At 70.5% G+C, this 20,517-nt stretch carries 15 protein-coding genes, 5 tRNA genes and 1 riboswitch; of the genes, 9 read left to right on the top strand and 11 right to left on the bottom strand.

From position 1 onward, the window contains the following. Positions 1–22: 22 nt before the first annotated feature. Positions 23–229, top strand: a complete 207-nt coding sequence (gene bldC / locus NUT86_RS19555; protein WP_003949541.1) for a developmental transcriptional regulator BldC — start codon at positions 23–25, stop codon at positions 227–229. A 529-nt stretch (positions 230–758) separates the two neighbouring features. Here bldC and NUT86_RS19550 read toward each other — a convergent pair. The 3 genes from NUT86_RS19550 to hrpA form a co-directional block, all read right to left on the bottom strand. Beyond that, positions 759–992, bottom strand: a complete 234-nt coding sequence (locus NUT86_RS19550; RefSeq protein WP_037743161.1) for a DUF6274 family protein — start codon at positions 990–992, stop codon at positions 759–761. Between the two features lie 316 nt (positions 993–1,308). Continuing rightward, positions 1,309–1,383, bottom strand: a tRNA-Asp gene (locus NUT86_RS19545). A 94-nt stretch (positions 1,384–1,477) separates the two neighbouring features. Further along, the gene (hrpA, locus tag NUT86_RS19540; protein ID WP_274736689.1) at positions 1,478–5,572 is read right to left on the bottom strand and encodes an ATP-dependent RNA helicase HrpA; all 4,095 of its coding nucleotides are present in this window, start codon (positions 5,570–5,572) and stop codon (positions 1,478–1,480) included. A 197-nt stretch (positions 5,573–5,769) separates the two neighbouring features. Here hrpA and NUT86_RS19535 point away from each other — a divergent pair, with 197 nt between their 5' ends. Further along, the gene (locus tag NUT86_RS19535; protein WP_229838148.1) at positions 5,770–6,000 is read left to right on the top strand and encodes a hypothetical protein; all 231 of its coding nucleotides are present in this window, start codon (positions 5,770–5,772) and stop codon (positions 5,998–6,000) included. A gap of 50 nt (positions 6,001–6,050) precedes the next feature. On the opposite strand, the gene NUT86_RS19530 is transcribed toward NUT86_RS19535, so the two are convergent. The 4 genes from NUT86_RS19530 to NUT86_RS19515 form a co-directional block, all read right to left on the bottom strand. After that, a tRNA-Phe gene (locus tag NUT86_RS19530) sits at positions 6,051–6,124 on the bottom strand. A 4-nt stretch (positions 6,125–6,128) separates the two neighbouring features. Further along, positions 6,129–6,203: transfer RNA gene (locus tag NUT86_RS19525), tRNA-Asp, on the bottom strand. A 48-nt stretch (positions 6,204–6,251) separates the two neighbouring features. Further along, positions 6,252–6,324: transfer RNA gene (locus NUT86_RS19520), tRNA-Glu, on the bottom strand. A gap of 82 nt (positions 6,325–6,406) precedes the next feature. Then, a complete protein-coding gene (locus NUT86_RS19515) occupies positions 6,407–8,092 on the bottom strand; it encodes a metallophosphoesterase family protein (protein WP_274736688.1) in 1,686 nt (561 codons plus the stop codon). Positions 8,093–8,212: 120 nt separating this feature from the next. Here NUT86_RS19515 and NUT86_RS19510 point away from each other — a divergent pair, with 120 nt between their 5' ends. From NUT86_RS19510 to NUT86_RS19490, 5 genes are all read left to right on the top strand, one after another. After that, on the top strand, positions 8,213–8,563 hold the full coding sequence (locus NUT86_RS19510) for a metallopeptidase family protein (RefSeq protein ID WP_018092664.1): 351 nt from the start codon (positions 8,213–8,215) through the stop codon (positions 8,561–8,563). A 279-nt stretch (positions 8,564–8,842) separates the two neighbouring features. Continuing rightward, positions 8,843–9,403, top strand: a complete 561-nt coding sequence (locus NUT86_RS19505) for a hypothetical protein (RefSeq protein WP_266438102.1) — start codon at positions 8,843–8,845, stop codon at positions 9,401–9,403. 247 nt (positions 9,404–9,650) lie between these two features. Beyond that, entirely contained in the window at positions 9,651–11,816 is a 2,166-nt protein-coding gene (locus NUT86_RS19500) for a DEAD/DEAH box helicase (RefSeq protein WP_093646906.1), read from the top strand. Between the two features lie 178 nt (positions 11,817–11,994). After that, positions 11,995–12,070, top strand: a tRNA-Lys gene (locus NUT86_RS19495). A gap of 381 nt (positions 12,071–12,451) precedes the next feature. Further along, positions 12,452–13,609 (top strand): PP2C family protein-serine/threonine phosphatase, encoded by a 1,158-nt coding sequence (locus NUT86_RS19490; RefSeq protein ID WP_446750771.1) that lies wholly within the window; start codon positions 12,452–12,454, stop codon positions 13,607–13,609. Between the two features lie 115 nt (positions 13,610–13,724). Here the strand turns inward: NUT86_RS19490 and NUT86_RS19485 are convergent, their stop codons facing one another. After that, positions 13,725–14,858 (bottom strand): DUF2332 domain-containing protein, encoded by a 1,134-nt coding sequence (locus NUT86_RS19485; protein ID WP_274736687.1) that lies wholly within the window; start codon positions 14,856–14,858, stop codon positions 13,725–13,727. 285 nt (positions 14,859–15,143) lie between these two features. Then, positions 15,144–15,298, top strand: a riboswitch (cyclic di-AMP (ydaO/yuaA leader). Positions 15,299–15,309: 11 nt separating this feature from the next. Here NUT86_RS19485 and NUT86_RS19480 point away from each other — a divergent pair. Together NUT86_RS19480 and NUT86_RS19475 are read left to right on the top strand one after the other, a co-directional pair. Beyond that, positions 15,310–16,428, top strand: coding sequence for a M23 family metallopeptidase (locus NUT86_RS19480; protein WP_274736686.1), 1,119 nt, complete (start codon positions 15,310–15,312; stop codon positions 16,426–16,428). Between the two features lie 281 nt (positions 16,429–16,709). Further along, complete coding sequence (locus tag NUT86_RS19475) at positions 16,710–17,651, top strand: aldo/keto reductase (protein WP_159487637.1); 942 nt, start codon at positions 16,710–16,712, stop codon at positions 17,649–17,651. A 69-nt stretch (positions 17,652–17,720) separates the two neighbouring features. On the opposite strand, the gene NUT86_RS19470 is transcribed toward NUT86_RS19475, so the two are convergent. The 3 genes from NUT86_RS19470 to drmB form a co-directional block, all read right to left on the bottom strand. After that, positions 17,721–18,023: a hypothetical protein gene (locus NUT86_RS19470; protein WP_274736685.1), complete on the bottom strand. Its 303-nt coding sequence runs from the start codon at positions 18,021–18,023 to the stop codon at positions 17,721–17,723. 115 nt (positions 18,024–18,138) lie between these two features. Then, on the bottom strand, positions 18,139–18,585 hold the full coding sequence (locus NUT86_RS19465) for a very short patch repair endonuclease (protein WP_018092672.1): 447 nt from the start codon (positions 18,583–18,585) through the stop codon (positions 18,139–18,141). 72 nt (positions 18,586–18,657) lie between these two features. Next, complete coding sequence (gene drmB / locus NUT86_RS19460; protein ID WP_274736684.1) at positions 18,658–20,517, bottom strand: DUF1998 domain-containing protein; 1,860 nt, start codon at positions 20,515–20,517, stop codon at positions 18,658–18,660.

The raw sequence follows: 20,517 nt of genomic DNA, 5'->3' as shown, positions 1-20,517 counted from the left end.
GGTTCTCCCGAGGAGGCCGCTCATGACCGCTCGCACCCCTGACGCCGAGCCGCTGCTTACCCCTGCTGAGGTCGCCACGATGTTCCGCGTGGACCCGAAGACGGTGACCCGTTGGGCCAAGGCAGGCAAGCTCACGTCCATCCGCACGCTCGGAGGACACCGGCGTTACCGCGAGGCTGAGGTCCGCGCACTGCTCGCGGGCATTCCGCAGCAGCGCAGCGAGGCCTGAACAACCGCATAACCAGGTCGTTTTCGGGGCCCCCAACCCGAAAGCGCCCGCTTTGCGCGACACAGCTCGACCGCTCCACCCACGCTCCACATAGCTTCATACGACGCGGCGCCTGCCCCACAGGCCCCACGCCCGCTCCACTTGGGTACGTCATCGATCGCGCTGGACTCCGCCGGGTCCAGCGCGATTTTTTTGTGTGCGCCCGCTTCAGGGCTCGTCGGAGCGGTCGGGCCGGCCTGGCGCCGGCGCCGTCCCGGACGGCGGCCAGGGGGTCTTCACGGGCCCTGTGAGGGCCTTTCCGTGTGGACCCCGACCCCCCTCTCCGGAGCCGTCTCAGGAGTGGTGCAATTGCACATATTAAATTGACCGGTTGTAGGGAGGGTGTAAGTTCCGCATCGCGCCAAACTTGTTCGGTGACACCCGTCACACTACGCGGCGCTTGAAGACGATACGTCCGCTGCGATAGAGAACCCCGCCCGCCACACCCAACGGACCGTCACCGCGCAGCGGGTGGCGGCGGCGCCGGTGGTCACGCGGTCGCGGGAGTCCCGTCGTCGTCCGCCGGCGGCTCGCAGACGGCCGCGGGCGAGGCGGAGGCGGACGTCGGCGCCGGAGGCCCGGAGCGGGCCGTGTGCGGCTCCATGGCGAGCCGTTGCAGCTGATGGCAGATGGGGCAGTGCCGCGTCAGGTGGCGGTAGCCCGTGGCCGCTGACAGATGGGCCCGCAACAGCGCCCTGGTCTCGTGCCGTACCGCAGTCGTCATTGCGCATACCTCCCCGGCCCCCACGCCTTCCTCAGTGAGTACCGGCGGTACGTGCCGCCGTCAATACAGCGGGCGCCAATCCGGCTACGGTCCGCATTCGGCGGGGGCGGAAATGGACAGCGGCAGGGACGGCGTCCTGCGGGGGCGCGGGCGGAGGCCGGCGGGCGGTCGGCACGGCGGCCCGCACCGGTGCGCGATACGGGCCGTGGGGCGTGACCTGACGGGATGTGGGATGCCCGGCGGCCGCGCGCGGGGCGCGGCCCGGTCCGGACAGCAGTACGGCCCGCATCCGAGAGGGATGCGGGCCGTAAAAAAGCGGTCCTGACGGGATTTGAACCCGCGGCCTCCACCTTGACAGGGTGGCGAGCACTCCAAACTGCTCCACAGGACCTTGCGTTTCGCTTTCCGCTTGCGGCGGGCTGCGAAGCAAGACTGTACAGCAGGTCAGGGGGTGCGGTCGAACTCGATACCGGCGGCCCTGGTTCCTACGGCGCGGCGGCGTCCACCGCCTTCACGATGCGCTTGTCGGAGACCGGGTACGCGGTCCCCAGAGCGTGGGCGAAGTAGCTCACCCGGAGCTCCTCGATCATCCAGCGGATCTCCAGGGCCGCGGGCGGCACCGGGCGGCCCTGCGGGAACTGCTCCAGCAGCCAGGCGTATTCGTCCTGCATCTCCTTCACCTTCGCCATACGGGTGCGGTCCCGCTCGGCGTTGGTGGGCAGCTGCTGCAGACGGCGGTCGGCGGCCACCAGATAGCGCATCAGGTCCGGCAGCCGCTTGGCGCCGTGCGCCGTCACGAAGCCCGGCTTGATCAGCGCCGCCAGCTGCTCCTTGATGTCCGTGAGGGACGGCAGCAGCGAGGGGAACGTGGTCTCCTTCAGCCGGCGCTCGCACGCCTGCCAGGCGGCCAGCACCTCCTGGACCTGCTGGATGGTCTTCAGCGTGACGTCCACCAGGTCCGCGCGGACCGCGTCGAACAGCTTCCGGAAGGACTCCTCGTCCCAGGCCGGACCGCCCCGGGCCGCGATCAGACGGTCCGCGGCGGCGGTGACGCAGTCCTCGAAGAGCGCGGCGATGGAGCCGTGCGGATTACGGGACAGCGCCAGCTTCTGCTGATTGCTCAGCTTGCCCTGCGCGAACTTGGCCGGATTGGACGGGATGTTCAGCAGGATGAGCCGGCGGGTGCCCGCCCACATCGCGGTGAGCTGCTCGGCCTCGGTGTCGAAGAGGCGTACGGCGACACTGCTGCCCTCGTCGACCAGCGCCGGGTAGGCCTTCAGCGGCTGGCCCGCACGCCGGGTCTCGAAGGTGCGCGGCAGCGTGCCGATCGTCCAGGACGTCAGCCCCGTGCGCTGCTCCGGCCCGGCCGGCGCCGGTCCGTCGCCCGTGCCGCCCTTGCGGTCCCTGGAGGGCCGCTCGGCGGCCTGCTCGAAGGCCTTGGAGATGGCCGCCCGGGTCTTCGGCTTGAGCTTCAGCCGCAGCGCCTCCAGGTCCTTGGCCTCGGCGAGCTTGCGGCGCCGCTCGTCGACCACCCGGAAGGTGATCTTGAGGTGGTCCGGGACCTTGGCCGTGTCGAAGTCCGCGGCCTCCACGGGCACGCCCACCATCCGCTGCAGCCCCGCGGCCAGAGACGTCGTCAGAGCGCCCTGCAGCGGGACCGTGGAGTCCAGGAAGCGGGCCGCGAAGTTCGGTGCCGGGACGTAGTTGCGCCGGATCGGCTTGGGCAGGGACCGGATCAGCTCCGTCACCAGCTGCTCGCGCAGGCCCGGGATCTGCCAGTCGAAGCCCTCGGAGGAGACCTGGTTGAGGACCTGGAGGGGGATGTGGACGGTCACACCGTCCGCGTCCGCGCCCGGCTCGAACTGGTAGGTGACCTTGAACTTCAGCTTTCCCTGCCGCCAGGAATCCGGGTAGTCGTCCTTCGTGACGGCCTCGGCGGACTCGTTGATGAGCATCGAGTGCTCGAAGTTCAGCAGCTCCGGCTCTTCGCGGTGCTTCTTCTTCCACCAGGCGTCGAAGTGCGCGCCGGAGACCACGTCCGCGGGGATGCGCTGGTCGTAGAAGTCGAAGAGCGTCTCGTCGTCCACGAGGATGTCGCGGCGCCGGGCGCGGTGCTCCAACTCCTCGACCTCGCCGAGAAGTTTGCGGTTGTCATGGAAGAACTGGTGGTGGGTGCGCCAGTCGCCCTCGACCAGGGCGTTACGGATGAACAGATCGCGCGAGGTCTCCGGATCGATCCGGCCGTAGGTGATCTTGCGCTGGGCGACGATCGGGACGCCGTAGAGCGTCACCCGCTCGTACGCCATCACCGCGGCCATCTTCTGTTCCCAGTGCGGCTCGCTGTATGTCCGCTTGACCAGGTGCTGGGCGAGCGGCTCGATCCACTCCGGCTCGATCTTCGCATTCACCCGCGCCCACAGGCGGGACGTCTCGACCAGCTCGGCGGACATCACCCAGCGCGGGGGCTTCTTGAAGAGCGCGGAGCCGGGGAAGACCGCGAACTTGGCGCTGCGGGCGCCCAGATAGTCGTTCTTGGCCTCGGTGTCCTTGAGGCCGATATGCGAAAGCAAACCGGAAAGCAGGGAGGTGTGGATGTGATCCGGCGCCGCATCCTCCTCGCTGAGGTGGATGCCCATGGTCTTGGCGACCGAACGCAGCTGGGAGTAGATGTCCTGCCACTCACGTATCCGGAGATAGTTCAGGAACTCGCTGCGGCACATCCGGCGGAAGGCCGAGGAGGACAGCTCCTTCTGCTGCTCGCGGACATAGCGCCAGAGGTTGAGGAAGGCGAGGAAGTCGGAGGTCTCGTCCTTGAAGCGGGCGTGCTGCTGGTCGGCCTGCTGCTGTTTGTCCGCGGGCCGCTCGCGCGGGTCCTGGATGGACAGGGCCGCCGCGATGACCATGACCTCGCGGACACAGCCGTTGCGGTCCGCCTCCAGCACCATCCGCGCCAGCCGCGGGTCGACCGGCAGCTGCGAGAGCTTGCGGCCGAGCGGGGTCAGCCGTTTCTTGGGGTCCTTCTGCTTGCTGTCGAGCGCGCCGAGCTCACTCAGCAGATCGACGCCGTCCTTGATGTTGCGGCGGTCCGGCGGGTCGATGAACGGGAACTTCTCGATGTCGCCGAGGCCGGCCGCGGTCATCTGCAGGATGACGGAGGCGAGATTCGTCCGGAGGATCTCCGCGTCCGTGAACTCGGGGCGGGAGAGGAAGTCGTCCTCGGAGTAGAGGCGGATGCAGATGCCGTCGCTGGTACGGCCGCAGCGGCCCTTGCGCTGATTGGCGCTGGCCTGCGAGACGGGCTCGATGGGCAGCCGCTGGACCTTGGTGCGGTAGCTGTAGCGGGAGATACGGGCCATGCCCGGGTCGATGACGTACTTGATGCCCGGGACGGTCAGCGAGGTCTCGGCGACGTTCGTGGCCAGCACGATCCGTCTGCCCGTGTGCCGCTGGAAGACGCGATGCTGCTCGGCGTGCGACAGCCGCGCGTACAGGGGGAGGACCTCGGTGAACGGGAGGGCCTTCTTGTTGAGCGCGTCCGCGGTGTCGCGGATCTCCCGCTCGCCGGAGAGGAAGACCAGGATGTCGCCGGGCCCGGCGGACTGGAGCTCGTCCACGGCGTCGCAGATCGCGGTGATCTGGTCGCGGTCAGCGTCCTGGCCGCCCTCCTCCAGCAGCGGGCGGTAGCGCACCTCCACCGGATACGTCCGGCCGGAGACCTCGACGATCGGAGCAGTCGGCTTCGTCTCCTCGTCACTCCCGGCCGAGGAAGCGGCGCGGTCCGGCGCCGCCCCTACGGACGCGAAGCTGCCGAAGTGCCGGGCGAACCGCTCCGGATCGATGGTCGCCGAGGTGATGACGACCTTGAGGTCCGGGCGCCGGGGCAGCAGCTGGGCCAGATAGCCGAGGATGAAGTCGATGTTGAGGCTGCGCTCGTGTGCCTCGTCGATGATGATCGTGTCGTACTGGCGCAGCTCCCGGTCCGTCTGGATCTCGGCGAGCAGGATGCCGTCCGTCATCAGCTTGACGAGGGTGTCCCCGCCGACCTGGTCCGTGAAGCGGACCTTCCAGCCGACCGCCTCGCCCAGCGGGGTCTTCAGCTCCTCGGCCACCCGCTCGGCGACCGTACGGGCCGCGATCCGGCGCGGCTGGGTGTGCCCGATCAGGCCGCGGATACCCCGGCCGAGCTCCAGACAGATCTTGGGGATCTGCGTCGTCTTGCCGGACCCGGTCTCACCGGCGACGATCACGACCTGGTGGTCGCGGATCGCGGCGAGGATCTCGTCCTTCTTCTGGCTGACCGGCAGCTCTTCCGGATACGTGATCTCGGGCACCGCGGCGCGACGCTGCTCGACCCGCAGCTCCGCCTCGTCGATACCGCCGGCGATCTCCGAGAGCACCGCCGCCCGGGCTTCGGGCTTACGGATGCGGCGTGCGCCGTCGAGCCGGCGGCCCAGCCGCTGCTGATCGCGCAGCATCAGCTCGGGCAGACGTTCCAGCAGGTCGGAGAGGCCGGGAGCGGGGGTGCCGGGCAGCGCGGGAGCAGAGCCGTCGGGCAGGGCGGAGGCAGGCTGACTGGACATACGTCCCCCAGGATCTCACCTCCCCTGAACGACTGGCGAACCATTTGCCCGTGCGGACGGTGCCCGGTGCCCCGCCCGCACCCCGCGCCCACGGCCTTCGGAGCCGGCGGCACCGCCATCCGGGTGGCCACGGGGGGAAGGGCACCGGCGGCGGAAAAATGGACACGACGCCTGTGCGCATACGCGAGGATGACCGCATGGACAAGGGAATACGACGCATAGCGGGCATCGTCATGATGGTCGCCGGTATCGCGCTCGGCGCCTGGCTGGTCTTCGGCGCGCCGCATGACTGGGAAGGCAATGTGCGGCTGGTGAAGATGGCGATGGGCCTGGCGGCAACGGGGATGATCACCGGCGGTGCCCGGCTGATCTTCTGGCAGCCCGAGGAGCAGCCCTCCGAGGCCGCCCGGGAAGCCGGTGTCGGATAGCGACGAAAAAGGCCCCGATTCGAGGAATCGGGGCCTTCTCCCAATGGGTGTGGCTGGGGCCGGGGTCGAACCGGCGACCTATCGCTTTTCAGGCGATCGCTCGTACCAACTGAGCTACCCAGCCGCAGCGGTCCTGACGGGATTTGAACCCGCGGCCTCCACCTTGACAGGGTGGCGAGCACTCCAAACTGCTCCACAGGACCTTGCATTGTGCGAAAGCGGCGTGAGCCAGTCTCGCACACGGTGATGCGTGCCCCCAACGGGATTCGAACCCGTGCTACCGCCTTGAAAGGGCGGCGTCCTGGGCCACTAGACGATGAGGGCTGGTGGCCACCTTGGCGTCGTTACCGGCGCCGTCGGGGACGTGAGAAGCATATGGGATGGGAGGACCGTTCGCCAAAACGGTTCAGCGGGCGTGCTCGGAAGGGCTCCTGGCCGGGCGTGAAGAAGAGCCGGACGAGGGACCGGACGGGGGGCCGGATGGCGGGTCGGCCGAGGGCGGTGAACCGGACGGTGAGGGCGTGGCGCCGGGTTGGTTCTCCCGGGGGAGGTGGCGGCTGACCTCGGCCCGGGACAGTCCCAGTCCGCCGAGGGTGATCTCGTCCCAGGCCTGCAGCCGTTTCGTCGTCCGGTCCAGATAGAGCACCGACGCCAGGACCGGCTCGGGTTTCTTGTTCTGCACCGCGCGCAGTCCGCCGCCGCCCGTCGAGCCCTCGACCATCAGCCGGGTGCCCTGGGGGAGCAGGGTGTTCTCGCGGTGGTGGACATGGCCGGCCAGGGCCAGCGGGGCCAGGCCGTCCGCCTCGGTCACGGCGGCGGGGTTGTGGGCCAGCGCGATGTCGACGGGGGTGCCGGCCAGCCGCTGGGTGCGCAGCGCGTCGGCGAGGCGGCCGCCCGCGGTGCGCTCGGCGGGGTCACCGGCCGCCACCACGGAGCGGTCCGGGGTGAACTGCGGGTCGCCGACGCCCGCGATGCGTACACCGGCGACCTGGGTGACCTTGCCGTGGTCGAGGACGGTGACATGGCGTCGGCCGGTCAGGTACTTCTGCGTGCCGCGGGAGTCGTGGTTGCCGCGCACCCACACGTAGGGGGCGCCGAGGGCGGAGGCCGGGTCCAGGAAGTGGTTCTCGGCGGCCGAGCCGTGGTCCATGGTGTCGCCGGTGTCGACGATCACGTTGATCCGGTACTGCTTCACCAGGGAGGCGATGATCCGCCAGGCGCCGGGGTTGAGGTGGATGTCGGAGACATGCAGGACGCGGATGGTGGTGGGGTCCGGCTGGTAGGCCGGCAGTGTCGAGGTGGCGTCGTAGAGCTTGGTGACGTTGGTCACCAGGCGCGCCAACTCCTTCTGGTAGACGTGGAATTCGCTGACGATGTTCCGGGCGTTGCCGACCACGGAGGGGGCCGAGGTGAGCAGTCCGGAGAACCTCGGCTCCAGTACGGACTGCGGGTTCCAGGTGGCGTATGCGGTGCCCGCGGAGGCGGCGAGCAGGGTGAGCGCCAGACCGCCGGCGGCCAGTGCGCGGCGCGGGCGGCGGTAGACGGCCAGGCCCAGCGCGGTGGCGCCGGACACCACGGCGACACAGGAGTGCAGCGCCAGCCCCAAGGCGCCGCGGGTGACGTCGTGGGTGACCTCGGCCTGCAGACCGGCGAACCGCTCGGGGTGGTCGACCAGCGCCTGGGAGCGGACCGGGTCCAGCCGGTCGACGTCGACATCGAGCCGTACGGGCGCGTGGTGGCTGCTCAGTTCCAGGTCGCCGAGCGGTGCGACGTCGATCCGGGTGCCGCCCGCCAGTGAGGGGCGCAGGGCCATGCTGGTGTCCATCGGGCCGACGGGGACACGGATGCTGCCGATCAGGAGCAGCCCCAGCCAGGCGCCGACGACGGTGACGGCTATCAGGCCGAGGGAGCGGGCCAGTGGGTGCGGTGACTCGGCCAAGCCGGCGGTGGGGGCCGTACGGCGGGAGCGGTAGCCGCGGCGGACGGCTGCCGGGAGGGCGCGTACGCCGTCGAGGCCGGTATGGAGCAGCCGGTGCAGGGGACTTTGCGGGGTGTCGGGATGCGGTGTCCGGGAGCGCGCTGCGCGGGCCATTGGTCCCGTATGCCCGTCCGTGGCGCCGTTAAGCGAGGAGTGGCGGCTTCCGGTTGGGCTGCGGTGCGCCGGGCGGGCCGCGACGATCGGTGGGGAGGCAGTGTGGCGGAGAATGGTGGTGTGCTGGAAATGACGCGCGAGGAGTTCGAGGAACTGGTCGCCGAGGCGCTGGACCGGATCCCGCCGGAACTGACCCGGCTGATGGACAACGTGGCGGTCTTCGTCGAGGACGAACCGCCCGCCGACGACCCCGAGCTGCTCGGGCTCTACGAGGGGACGCCGCTGACCGACCGGGGTGAGTGGTACGCGGGTGTGCTGCCGGACCGGATCACCATCTACCGGGGGCCGACGCTGCGGATGTGCGAGACCCGCGAGGACGTGGTCGCGGAGACCGAAGTGACGGTCGTTCATGAGATCGCGCACCACTTCGGGATCGACGACGAGCGGCTGCACGCGCTGGGCTACGGCTAGGGGCGCCTGAAGGGGCGGCTCCTAGGGGCGGCTCCCAGGTGCCGGGGGGAGTGCGGGTGGCCCCCGGATCGCGCGCCCGGCGCGATCGGCCGGGTGTGGTGCGTGTCCTCAGGTGGGGAGCGGGAGTTGGGCAGGGCGTCCGTGCCGCCGTCCCTGCGTTCCGGATCCGGAGGTCCCGCCGTGCGCCCGAGCCCACATCGCCAGTCGTCCCTGACGCCGACACCGTCCCCGTCGTCGTCCCCTGCCCCCGTCCCTTCGTCGCGCCCTCCGTCGGGCCGGGTGCGCTCCCGGGCCACCGCCGTGGCCGTGGCCGTCTCCGCGCTGGCCGCGACGCTGGCCGGCTGTATGAGCGTGAGCGATCCGGAGGAGCCGAAACCGTCCGGCAGCACCACGCGGCACGACGGGAAGGACGCGTGGTCCGGCCCCAACGGGGTGACCGTGGACGGCCGCGGCGACGGCCCGCGGCGCATGGGGCGCAACGGCGAGGGCCGCCCGGCCGGCGGCAAGGGCAAGAAGGGCAAGCCGTCGAAGAGCGCGGCACCGGAGCCGTCCGAGCCCGGTACGCCGTCCCACCCGGTGCGGCCGTCGGGCCCCGAGCCGGGCGCGGGCGGCCACGGCGGCTCCGGCGGTCATGGCGGACGCCCCGGACATGCGGAGCCCTCGCCGTCCCACCCCGACCGCCCGGCCACCCCGCCGGCCTCACCCGCGCCCAGCACGCCCCCCGCGCAGCCGACCCCGCCGGCGAGCAGCCCCCCGCCGCCGCCGAGCTCCCATGCCTCCGGCCCGTCCCCCGTCTCGCCGATGGCGTCGGAGTCGGACCTCTACGACGAGGAGGCATAAGGGGGTTCCGGGCGGGGCGGGTAGGTTTGTCCGGGGGAGCGGAAGGCCTGGTCAGAAGGTCATTTGCCATCCGGGGGGCGGAGTGCGTATGGTGGTAGATCGTTTGATCCCATTTGCCCGGCGCCAGAAAAGAAGCGCGCCGCGTGGCGCGTTCTCTCCCTTGCCGTGGCTGACCGCATAGAGGCGGTCGTGTGAAACACACGGAGTTTGGGCGCGTGCCGAGACTCCGGAAGGTTTCGCATTTCGCATGTCCATTTCCACTGAGCAGTCCGTCATGCCCGCAATCGACGAGCAGACGGCCCCCGAGGTGACGGCCGCCGACGAGGCGCCCGAGACCGACGCGGCGGAAGCCGCCACCGACACCGTCACCTTCGCCGACCTCGGACTGCCCGAGGGCGTCGTCCGCAAGCTCGCGCAGAACGGCGTCACCACCCCCTTCCCCATCCAGGCCGCGACCATCCCGGACGCCCTGGCCGGCAAGGACATCCTCGGCCGTGGCCGCACCGGCTCCGGCAAGACGCTCTCCTTCGGTCTGCCGACCCTGGCGCAGCTCGCCGGCGGCCACACCGAGAAGAAGAAGCCGCGCGCGGTCATCCTCACCCCGACCCGTGAGCTCGCGATGCAGGTCGCGGACGCCCTCCAGCCCTACGGCGACGTCCTCGGCCTGAAGATGAAGGTCGTCTGCGGCGGTACGTCCATGGGCAACCAGATCTACGCGCTGGAGCGCGGTGTCGACGTCCTCGTCGCCACCCCGGGCCGGCTGCGCGACATCATCAACCGTGGCGCCTGCTCCCTGGAGAACATCCAGGTCGCCGTCCTCGACGAGGCCGACCAGATGTCCGACCTGGGCTTCCTGCCCGAGGTCACCGAGCTGCTCGACCAGGTGCCGTCCGGCGGTCAGCGGATGCTCTTCTCCGCCACGATGGAGAACGAGATCGGCACGCTGGTCAAGCGCTACCTGACCAACCCGGTCAGCCACGAGGTCGACAGCGCCCAGGGCAACGTCACCACCATGACCCACCACGTCCTGGTCGTGAAGCCGAAGGACAAGGCGCCGGTCACCGCCGCCATCGCCGCCCGTAAGGGCCGCACCATCATCTTCGTCCGCACCCAGCTGGGCGCCGACCGCATCGCCGAGCAGCTCGTCGAGTCCGGCGTGAAGGCCGACGCGCTGCACGGCGGTATGACCCAGGGCGCGCGGACCCGGGTGCTCGCGGACTTCAAGGACGGCTACGTCAACGCGCTGGTCGCCACCGACGTCGCCGCCCGCGGTATCCACGTCGACGGCATCGACCTGGTCCTGAACGTCGACCCGGCCGGTGACCACAAGGACTACCTGCACCGCTCGGGCCGTACCGCCCGCGCCGGCCAGTCCGGCACCGTCGTCTCGCTGTCGCTGCCGCACCAGCGCCGGCAGATCTTCCGGCTGATGGAGGACGCGGGCGTCGACGCCTCGCGCCACATCGTCGGCGGCTCCGGCGCCTTCGACGAGGACGTCGCCCGGATCACCGGTGCGCGTTCGCTCACCGAGGTCCAGGCCGACGGCGCCAACAACTCCGCCAAGCAGGCCGAGCGTGAGGTGGCCGAGCTCACCCGCGAGCTGGAGCGCCTTCAGCGCCGCGCCACCGAGCTGCGCGAGGAGGCCGACCGGCTGACCGCCCGTGCCGCCCGTGAGCGCGGCGAGGACCCGGCCGAGGCGCTCGCCGCCGCGGCCGTCACCGCCGAGGCCGAGGCCGCCGCGGAGGCCGCCGTACCGGCCCAGGCCGGTGGGTCGGACGAGCGCCGCGACGACCGGGGCAACTTCGACCGTCGCGACCGTCGTGACGACCGTTCCGGTGGCCGTTCCTTCGACCGTGACCGTCGCGATGACCGGTCCGGTGGTGGCTTCAACCGTGACCGTCGTGACGACCGTTCCGGTGGCCGTTCCTTCGACCGTGACCGTCGGGATGACCGTTCCGGTGGCGGTTTCAACCGTGACCGTCGTGACGACCGGGGCGGTTTCGGCCGGGACCGTCGCGATGACCGTTCCGGTGGTGGCTTCAACCGCGACCGTCGCGATGACCGGTCCGGCGGTGGCTTCAACCGCGACCGTCGTGACGACCGTTCCGGTGGCCGTTCCTTCGAGCGCCGTGACGACCGTTCCGGTGGCGGTTTCAACCGTGACCGCGGCGACCGTCCGAGCCGCCCGTTCAACCGTGACGACCGTTCCGGTGGCCGTCCGTCCTCCGGTGGCTACCGCTCCGGCGGCGGCGACCGTCCGTTCAACCGTGACGACCGTTCCGGCCGTCCGTCCTCCGGTGGCCACCGCTCCGGCGGCGACCGCCCGTACGGCCGTCGTGACGACCACCGTGGCGCCCCGACCGGCTCCTTCGGCCGCCGCGAGGACAAGCCGCGCTGGAAGCGCAACGGCTGATCACCGACGCTGATCCGCAGGGCCCGTACGCACGCAAGTGCCGTACGGGCCCTGCGTGTTGTACGGCACACCGGAGGCCCCACAGGGCCCGTCGGCCGGCCCCGCGGCACCCCGCCGTATGGCTTGATCCGTAATGCCTTCGGGCTGCGGCACCTCCTCGGGCTATGCTGCTCGGTGCGGGCCATTAGCTCAATTGGCAGAGCAGTGGACTTTTAATCCATTGGTTCAGGGTTCGAGCCCCTGATGGCCCACCAGAAGCGGACGGGGAGACCGTCCGGCCGGCGTGCAGTGACCTGAGGGCCCGGACCGTATGCGGTCCGGGCCCTCAGGCATGACCGGTGTTCCGGGCGGGCTCAAGTGGCGCTGAGCGGGACGGGCTTGGGGTGCGTGAACCGGGCGGACGAATCGGGCAGCACGAGGCGGGTGGCACGAGCGGCTGGCGAGGCCGCCGCTTCCGCCGGTCCTCTTCGCCCGCCCGTTCTCGCCTCTTCCTCCCCTGGCGCGGCCGGTCCGGTGACCCGTCCGGCCCCCGACGAGTCGCCGTCCCGCCCCGTACCGGCAAGCCTGGGGACGTCTAGGCGACCGGCACGGCGGTGCCCGTACGGACGGGCGGGAGTGGGAAGAGGCCGGTGCGGATGCTCCGAGGTGAGGCGCCCCCCGAGGGCGAGGGCGACGGGGAGCGAGGGGCCCGTGGGGAGGGCCGCTCCCGGATGTCGTGGTCCGGCCGTCTGCTGGTGCGCCGACTTCCCGCCATCCTGATCGTCGGCGGGGTCGTCTTCGACATGGGGACGCCGGCCAGTTACACGGCCGCCCCCTTCTTCTCCGCCGCCCCGTTGGTCGCCGCGCCGCTCTTCTCCCTGCGGGGCACCGCCCTCACGGCCCTGGCCGCCCTGCTCGGCGAGATCTGGGTCGTCACCTACCGCAGCGCCGGGCAGAACTACAGCGAGTCGGTGACGGAGATCGTCACGGTCCTTGTCGTCGCCCTGCTGGCCCTCGGCATCAACCGGGTCGTCCGGACGGCCGACGCCCGCCTGGCCTCCGTACGGGACGTCTCGGAGGCCGCCCAGCGCGCCGTACTGCCCATGCCGCCCGAACGGCTCGCCGGGCTCGCCCTCGCCGCCCGCTACGTGGGGGCGCGGGCGGACGCCCGGATCGGCGGCGACCTCTATGCCGTGCAGGACACCCCGCACGGCGTACGGCTGATCGTCGGCGACGTACGGGGCAAGGGGCTGGAGGCGGTGGAGACCGCGGTGATCGTCATCGGCGCCTTTCGCGAGGCGGCGGAACAGGAGAGCACTTTGGGGGCGGTGGCGGGGCGGCTGGAGCGGGCGCTGCAACGGGAGGGCGGGCGGCGCAACGGGGTGGAGCGGACCGAGGGGTTCACCACTGCCGTACTGGCCGAGATCCCCGCCGACGGGCAGTCCGTGCTGCGGGTGCTCAACCGGGGCCACCCGTCCCCGCTGCTGCTCACCCCGGACGGCGGTCTGCGCGAGCTGGCCCCCGCGGCGCCTGCGCTGCCCCTGGGGCTGGGCGAGATGGCGAGCCGGCCGGACCGGGCGGACGAGACGTTCTTCCCGGCCGGGGCCCTGCTGCTCTTCTTCACCGACGGTGTGACCGAGGCCCGGGACCTGCTCGGTCGCTTCTACAACCCGTCGAGCAAACTGCGCGGCTGCCGCTTCCCCGGCCCGGACGTCCTCCTGGACACCGTCGTCGAGGACGTCGCACGCCATACGGGCGGCGCGCCGGCCGACGATATGGCGCTGCTGGCGGTGCAGCGTCCTATGGGGGCGTAGGCGTCGGCGTTTTGTAGGGGCCTTGGGGGTGGCGGCTTATGGGGGGCGGGATCCGCGGAGGGGTGTGGCCGCGCGTACAGGGCCGGGGCTGGGCGTTACGGATACCTGGCTGCGCTCAGCTCCCCGGGGTGTCCGCCGCCCCGGGAAAGCTGTGCAGGCTCTGGCCGTGCGGGCCGGTGAGTGCGACCGGGTGCCCGTCGAGTGCGAGGGTCAGCAGCAGCGGGTCTTCCGGGCGGGGCGAGCGGTGTGCGGGGCCGGTGATCCAGGGCAGTACGGAGTGGTGCTCGTTGGAGATCCAGTGGCCGCCGCCGGGCCGTCCGTCGAGCAGCGACCGTACGAGACGGGCGAACTCCTCGCGGCGGGCGGGCGGCAGGTAGGTCAGCACCGAGCTGTGGAAGATGACCAGCGTCGCCTCGGGCGGCGCCTCGGCGGCGAGCGCGGGCAGCTCGTCGAGCAGATCGCCGCGCACCATCCGCGGCCGCGGCGCTGGCCGCACCGCATCGACGGCCGCGGACAGCCGCGCCGTACGCTCCCCGTCGCCCGGCCATACGAGCGCCTGCAGCCAGCGCAGATCGTCCGGTTCGGCAGCCGGGTCGAGCGGGTCGAGGTCGATGCCGGCCCGCCACACGATCTCCGGCATCCGGTCGGGCAGCTCGTCGGCGGCCCCTCCCGTACGGCAGGTGAGCTCCAGCGGGCTCTCCGGCGCCCCCAGCTCGGACCGGAGGGTGACCGTCCGGCGGCCGTCCCCGCCCTCGCCGGCGGCCTCGTACCGGTAGCGATAGCGGTCGGGGTGCAGACACAGTCCCGCGGACGTACCGGCCTCCAGCAGCGCCAGCGGCTGCGGCAGACGGGCGAGCAGCGGCAGCAGGGTGGCGCAGCGGGCCGGTTCGTTGGTCTGGGTGGCGCGCTGCATGATCACCGCGCGCACCTCGTCCCAGTGCCGGATCGTCCACTCGCGCCAGCGCCCGTACGCGGCCTCACCGCGCGGGCCCATTTCGGCGTGCGGGCCGTCGAGATAGCGGACGGCGGCGAGCAGGAGATTCGGCTGCTGTTTGTTGCCGGCGGGCAGCGACCCCGACAGCAGGTCGCAGAGCTCCGCGTCCTGGCTGATCCGCGCGCTCAGCTCCTCGTGCGCGTCCGACCGGCCCCGCGCCTCCCGCCAGGAGAACTCCCGGTACCGCTCCGCCACTCCCCACGCGATACCGGCAGCACGTCCGGCGTTCCCGGTGTTCCCGACGTTGACGACCATGATCCGACGTTACTGCTCTCACCCTCCGTAATTGAGGGCCACCCCTCCGCATAACGACTGGCACACAATCCGCGCGAGATCGTTTAGGGCCGGGTGGTCAACTCGCCCGGTTTGTGGTCGTGGTGGCCGAAAAAGTCCATGCCACAGGTTGTGCTCAGCCGATAAGGATTCGTGGGAACGCTTGGAATTCGGTCGCCATCTCTATTACTGTCCGATAACGCAGCGCGGTCGTCCCAGCCGTCGCAAGAGGCGGCACCGCGCGCCGACGCCGAATCCCGCACGCGCTTTTCACGCACCCCCAAGCACTTCGAACTGCACCAAGGGAACCGGGGAACCACTTCCTTGGGGTGAATCGGACGCCCTCCGCCAGCGGGCGCCCGTAGGAGACCTTCCTGCTCCGAACCCGTCAGCTAACCCGGTAGGCGAGAAGGAAGGAAAGGAGTGCGCCTCCGTGGCGTCCAACAGGCCTGCCCCCGAGTCTCCGTCCACCTACGGGCTCGATGACCGAGGGGCCTTCCCGGGTCCCGGTGCCGATGACGGCGACGGACCGTGGGAGGAGTGGAATCCCACCGAGGAATCCACCCGTTCCGTCCGCGGCAAACACCGGGTGGCCAAGCAGCGCGGCGGCGGATTCGCCCGCAGCGGCACCGTCCTGGGTGTCGGAGTCATCGCGGCGGTCGGCGCGAGCGGAATGGCCTCGGCCGAGGACCGTCCGCCGGTGCCGATCTCGATGCCCGACATCGGCGGGATGGCCGACGACCTCTCCGAAAACCTGCCGGACGCCAAGTCGCTTCCCGGCATCGGCGAGCTGATATCCGACGAGGACTCCGAAACCGCCTCGGCTGCCGCGGCCGAAGCGGCTCCTGCCGCCTCCGGGCCGCTCACCCGGGCCACGCAGACGAGCGCGGACACGGGCGGCGGCACGGGCGCCGGTGAGGCGCTGCGCAGCCGCATCCTCCAGCAGGCGGACGCGCAGCAGGGCGCCGCCGAGCAGGAGGCCCGCGACACCGCCGAACAGGCCGCTGTCCAGCAGGCCGCAACGGAAGCCGCCGCCCACCAGAAGTCGGCCGAAAAGGCCGCAGCAGCCAAGAAGGCGGCCGAGATGGAGGCCAAGCGCAAGGCCGAGGAAGCGGCCCGTCAGAAGGCGGAGGCCGAACGCCTCGCCAAGCTGGCGAAGAGCTTCATCGCCCCCGTGTCCTCCTACACGCTCACCGCCAGTTTCGGCCAGGCCGGCGACCGCTGGGCCGCGGACCACACCGGACAGGACTTCGCCGCGCCGACCGGCACTCCCGTCAAGGCACTGCACTCCGGCACCATCACCCAGGCCGGCTGGGCCGGCTCGTACGGCTACCGCATCGTCCTCACCCTCGACGACGGCACCGAAGTCTGGTTCTGCCACCTCTCCTCGATGGTGAAGACCTCCGGCAAGGTCAACACCGGCGATGTCATCGGCCGCGTCGGCGCCACCGGCAACGTCACCGGCCCCCACCTCCACCTGGAGGTACGCCCCGACGCCGGCGATCCGATCGACCCGATGCCGTGGCTTCGCGATCACGGGATCAACGTGTGACCGGCTGCATCAGCGTGTGACTGACGGCATCAATGGGTGACCGGCGGCTTCGGCGCATGAACGGCGGCATCAACGGGTGACCGGCGGCCTCGGCGCATGAACGACGGCGTCGGCGCTCGACCGGCGGCCTTGGCACGCTCGTGTTCGCCGGCCTCGGCGCATGACCGGTGCCCTCGGCACACGCGCAAAAAGCTCAACCCGTGTGCATCTGACGGGAATTGCCGTGGGGCGTGGGGGAAGAGGAAGGAATAACTCCTCTTCCCCCGACGCTGTCACTGGATATGACCGCGACACACAAGCCCCTCGGCTCGCTCTCCGTCTCCCCGCTGTCCCTGGGCGGCAACGTCTTCGGCTGGACGGCCGACGAAGCCCAGTCCTTCGCCGTGCTCGACGCCTATGTGGCGGGCGGTGGCAACTTCATCGACACCGCCGACGTCTACTCGGCCTGGGTCCCCGGTAACAAGGGCGGCGAATCCGAGACCGTCATAGGCAACTGGCTGGCCTCCCGCCGCAATCGCTCCGAGGTCGTCATCGCCACCAAGGTCGGCGCCCTCCCGGACCTCAAGGGCCTTGCCCCCGCCACCATCAAGTCCGCGGTCGACGCATCCCTCACCCGTCTGCGCACCGACTACATCGACCTCTACTACACCCACTACGACGACGAGTCGGTCGAGGTCGGGGAGTTCCTCACCGCCCTCGACGACCTCGTCCGGGCCGGCAAGGTCCGCGAAATCGCCGCCTCCAACATCTCGGCGCAGCGCCTGGAGGAGTCCCTGGCCTGCTCCGCCCGCGAGGGCCTGGCCCGCTATGTCGCCCTCCAGCCCCACTACAACCTGGTCTCCCGCGACACCTACGAGGGCGAACTCGCCGACGTGGCCGCCCGCCACGGCCTCGCCGCGGTCCCGTACTTCGCCCTCGCCTCCGGCTTCCTGACCGGCAAGTACCGCCCGGGCACCCAGGTCGACAGCGCCCGCTCCGGAGGCGCCCTCAAATACGCGGACACCGACCGCGGCCGCCGCGTCCTCCAGGCCCTGGACACCGTCGCCGCCGCCCACGAGGCGGAGCCGGCCAGCATCGCCCTCGCCTGGCTCGCCGCCCAGCCCACGGTCGCGGCCCCGATCGCCAGCGCGCGCACGGTGGAACAGCTGCCGGCACTACTGGCGGTGGGGGATGTGACCCTGAAGGAGGACGAACTCAAGCTGCTGGACGAGGCTTCGGCCTGACCCAGCCCCCGAGGGGAAGGAAGCGAGCCGAGCCCACCGCTTCCTCCCCCTCGCTTCCCCTCCTCCGCCCTACTTCCGGCGATCCACCACAGCCCACGACGCAGCCGCCACCCCACCCGCCACCGCGAATACCGAAGGCCACGCCCCGATCTTCTTCGCCAACGGATGCGACCCGGCAAACGCAGCCACGTAGACACCACTCAACGCAGCCGCCGTCACATTCCCCGCCTTACGCTGCCACTCCCGCGCCGCCACGGCCCCGGCCGCCGCCAGCGCGACCCCGCCCAGCGGCCGCTTCTTGGTCCAGCGGGCTACGGCGTAGCCGCCAACTAGGCCGGTTGCTGCAAACACTGCCGTGGGAATCCGGGCCATCGCCACAAACCTCCGCTTCGCCGGACAATTTCCTTCGACCTTACGTCCGGCACTTCGGCTATCCGCAGTCACCCGGCTCCCCCTCCCGGAACTGCGCCGCGGTGTCACCGTGCCGCTACCCGCGGTGCTCTTCGTCGTGGCCCAGGGCTCGCGTACGGGAATTCGGGTGACGGTGCCCCTGGGCGTGGCTCTTGGCCGTTTGCACTGCTTCGGCCACTTGCTCGGCCACCCTCTCCGGGGGCTCGTGTTCCCAGAAGCGCAGTACTGTCCAGCCTGCCGATTCGAGATGGCTGGTGGTTTCGGCGTCGCGAGCCATGTTGCCTTCGAGCTTCGTGCGCCACCACTGGGCATTGGCCTTGGGGCTGGTGGCGTGTTCAGGGCAGCCGTGCCAGAAACAACCGTCGAGGAACACGGCGATGTGCAGGCCGGGGAAGGCGATGTCGATGGTGCGACGGGCCATCCCCGGCACGCGGCGCTGCAGCCGGTATCGCAAGCCGGAGGCGTGCAGCAGTCGTCGTACGGCCAGCTCCGGCTTCGTGTCGAGTCTGCCCTGCCGGCTCATACGCGCGGAGACACCTGGGGACGACGGAGAGACGGGTGGGCGTGCCATGAGCCAAGAATGGCTCATCACCGATCAGGAGAAGAAGCCGATCACCTTCTCGTCAGGGGTGCCTACAAGGAGCGCACGGTCGAGGAAGGTGTTGTTCATCTCGCAACTGGTTTCGGGGAGGAGTATGCAGGCGTGGCAGGCCGCGCGGTTGAGACCGTTCACCCCGCTGCTGTCGGACTCCATGCACAGGGGGTCCGCGGAGCACCACGAGATCCTCTCCAGGGCCGACCGAAGTGACTGCGCCAGGCGGTTCGGCTCGCCCTGGGCGATGATGCCGCCGAGGCTCCCGGCCGAGTCACTGGTGGCAGTGTAGAGGAGGACTCCCGCCATGTTTTCGTCGACATAGAGGCGCTCCCGCAGGGAGGAAGCGGGGTACCCACAGTCCAGGCTCCACTCGCTGATCAGGGCGTGCGCGAGGGTGTGGAGGAGGACGAAACGGGGGGTCACGGGGGAGCGGACGGGCACTCCGTCCTCGGCACGCTCGCGCAACCGGTGTTCGTGGTTGCGGCGCAGCGTCTCCACGCGGGCGGCGGGAGTGTCCGTGCCTGAGAGGGCCTCCCAGGCAACCAGTTTCTCCTGGTCGAGGCCGAGGAAGACACCTTCGCCGATGACTTCGACGGCCGGCAGCCAGTCGATCTCCTCGCTCCCGGCCAGCCCGACCGCGCGATGCCGACCGGCTTCCGTCGGCATGAGCGGTTCGATGCGGGTGAAGCTCTGCAGGGCACGGACCTCACGCAGACGCTTGACGAGCATGGTGCGTCCGACGCCCGGGATCGTCGTGTCCGACGACTCCCCCGCCTCCGGCTCGACGCAGACGAAGTGCTCGTTCTCGGGAAGCTCCTCCGTGACGGTGCACAGTTGTCGGTACTCCTCCTGACGAAGCGCAGAGGATGCTTCGAACCCGGTGATCTCTTCCGAATCCTCCGAGCCCTCCTGCGCCACGTCCTCCATCGTCCGTACGGCCTTGACGATCTCCTCGGTGGTATAGCGGCCCTTGTCGAGCCACCCCTCGTCCTCGGCGAACTCGCGGATCCGGTCAGCGCTCTTGCCGACCAGATGGCGCTGTTTCCGCTCCACGAGCTGGATCAGCTTGTTGTGCCACGGGGGGATGGACAGCGCGGACGCCACCGTGGGGAACCAGGCGGCGGAGGCACCACGTTGCAGAACCCGCAGCGAGCTGCTGCAGTTGTCCTCGCGGGCCTCCCGGCCGAGCCACGGGCGTCCTCCTCGACAGGCGATCCCCAGAGCCGCCATGGCATCCCGGCTGAACGCCCCCTCCAACGAAGCGCTTTCACCACATCCACATTCGATCACGATGCCGCGCAGACTGGCCGTACGCCCCTCGCTGCGGAGCTTCAGATCAGCCTTGCCCGGGTCGCACGGATGGTGTGATCTGCGCTCTTCGCCACGGCGGGAGTGCAGCCAGCGCCAGTAGGGGAACTCGTCCAGATGGCCGTGCGGGCAGGCGACGACGAAGCGGGAAGGGGTGAGCGGTACGTTGCAGTCGCCGCAGGTGTTATCGGTGCGCCTGCCGCCGAAGTCCCGGAAGTGCTTGAGCGCATGGCAGTCGGGACAGGCGTAGGTTTCCGGGAAACGACGTACCTTCACGCCGGTACCCGTGGGTGCCTGGGCGGCGGGGGGCAGGCGGAAGCTGTTGACGCCGAGACGCTGCTGCAGACGAGGCTCGTAAATGACGTCGTCATCCCGTACCCCCCAGGTGTTCAGGCTGCTGACGATGTACGACTGATCGCCGATGGCGATCAGCGAACCCACGCCGTACGTGGTGATCTGCTGGGCGCGTCGGACCGAACCCAGCGGAGTCCTGCGTGTGTTCTCTCGATGTGTTGCGGTACTGGGACTGCCGGACGGTGAGCGACGTGCCAT

This window comes from Streptomyces sp. G7(2002) (genome assembly GCF_028870195.1).
Classification (GTDB): Bacteria; Actinomycetota; Actinomycetes; order Streptomycetales; family Streptomycetaceae; genus Streptomyces; species Streptomyces nigrescens.
The sequence above is the reverse complement of the archived record's forward strand: the minus strand, read 5'-3'. Positions and strand labels throughout refer to the sequence as shown.

Coding starts and splice junctions, on each gene's coding strand:
- bldC (WP_003949541.1), top strand. CDS start 23: ATGACCGCTCGCACCCCTGACGCCGAGCCGCTGCTTACCCCTGCTGAG.
- NUT86_RS19500 (WP_093646906.1), top strand. CDS start 9,651: ATGTCCATTTCCACTGAGCAGTCCGTCATGCCCGCAATCGACGAGCAG.
- NUT86_RS19550 (WP_037743161.1), bottom strand. CDS start 992: ATGACGACTGCGGTACGGCACGAGACCAGGGCGCTGTTGCGGGCCCAT.
- NUT86_RS19535 (WP_229838148.1), top strand. CDS start 5,770: ATGGACAAGGGAATACGACGCATAGCGGGCATCGTCATGATGGTCGCC.
- NUT86_RS19465 (WP_018092672.1), bottom strand. CDS start 18,585: ATGAGCCGGCAGGGCAGACTCGACACGAAGCCGGAGCTGGCCGTACGA.
- NUT86_RS19490 (WP_446750771.1), top strand. CDS start 12,452: ATGCTCCGAGGTGAGGCGCCCCCCGAGGGCGAGGGCGACGGGGAGCGA.
- NUT86_RS19475 (WP_159487637.1), top strand. CDS start 16,710: ATGACCGCGACACACAAGCCCCTCGGCTCGCTCTCCGTCTCCCCGCTG.
- NUT86_RS19485 (WP_274736687.1), bottom strand. CDS start 14,858: ATGGTCGTCAACGTCGGGAACACCGGGAACGCCGGACGTGCTGCCGGT.
- drmB (WP_274736684.1), bottom strand. CDS start 20,517: ATGGCACGTCGCTCACCGTCCGGCAGTCCCAGTACCGCAACACATCGA.
- NUT86_RS19470 (WP_274736685.1), bottom strand. CDS start 18,023: ATGGCCCGGATTCCCACGGCAGTGTTTGCAGCAACCGGCCTAGTTGGC.
- NUT86_RS19515 (WP_274736688.1), bottom strand. CDS start 8,092: ATGGCCCGCGCAGCGCGCTCCCGGACACCGCATCCCGACACCCCGCAA.
- hrpA (WP_274736689.1), bottom strand. CDS start 5,572: ATGTCCAGTCAGCCTGCCTCCGCCCTGCCCGACGGCTCTGCTCCCGCG.